The organism is Pseudoalteromonas sp. S554, from assembly GCF_005930865.1.
Lineage (GTDB): Bacteria > Pseudomonadota > Gammaproteobacteria > Enterobacterales > Alteromonadaceae > Pseudoalteromonas > Pseudoalteromonas marina.
In genome coordinates this window covers 1-549 of sequence record NZ_PNDV01000077.1, presented here as the reverse complement: position 1 = coordinate 549, position 549 = coordinate 1, and the positions used below count along the sequence as shown (strand labels likewise).

Here is a 549-nt window from a genome sequence, read left to right as displayed (position 1 = left end):
CTCCTAAACCATCAGCAGACATGTCTGAAAAAGAGCTCAGGGAAGAATTGGATTATCTACGTGCAGAGAACGCAGTCTTAAAAAAGTTAGAAGCCTTGGCTCAGGCCAGAAAGAAAAAAGCAAAGACAAAACGATAGTTGTCGAAGAGCTCAAGGCAAAATACAGCTTACAACACTTATTAAAGGTCACAGGGCTTCCCAAGAGTGTGTATTATTACCATCGTAATACACTGTTTCAGCCCTGTTCCAACACTGACTTATGCGAAAGAATACGTGATATCTATCACAAGCACAAAGGACGATACGGCTACCGTAGGGTAACTTGCACGCTAAGAGCAATGGGTTTGATGGTTAATCATAAGCGCGTGCAACGCTTGATGGGCGAACTTGGCTTGAAATCAAAAGTCAGACCTAAACGCTACACCTCTTACAAAGGTGAAGTCGGTAGAATCGCTGAAAATGTTCTCAAACGTGAATTTACGGCAAAGAAGCCCAATCAAAAATGGGTGACCGATGTCACTGAATTTAAAGTCCATGGTGAAACGGTAAC

1 protein-coding gene and 1 pseudogene are annotated in these 549 nt (G+C 42.6%); both read left to right on the top strand.

Features of this window, described 5'->3' with window-relative positions:
- Positions 1-137 (top strand): annotated as a pseudogene (locus CWB65_RS20100) (transposase); the annotation flags it as partial.
- A gap of 68 nt (positions 138-205) precedes the next feature.
- The coding region (locus tag CWB65_RS19895; RefSeq protein ID WP_171047596.1) for an IS3 family transposase at positions 206-549 on the top strand (344 nt) is incomplete at its 3' end.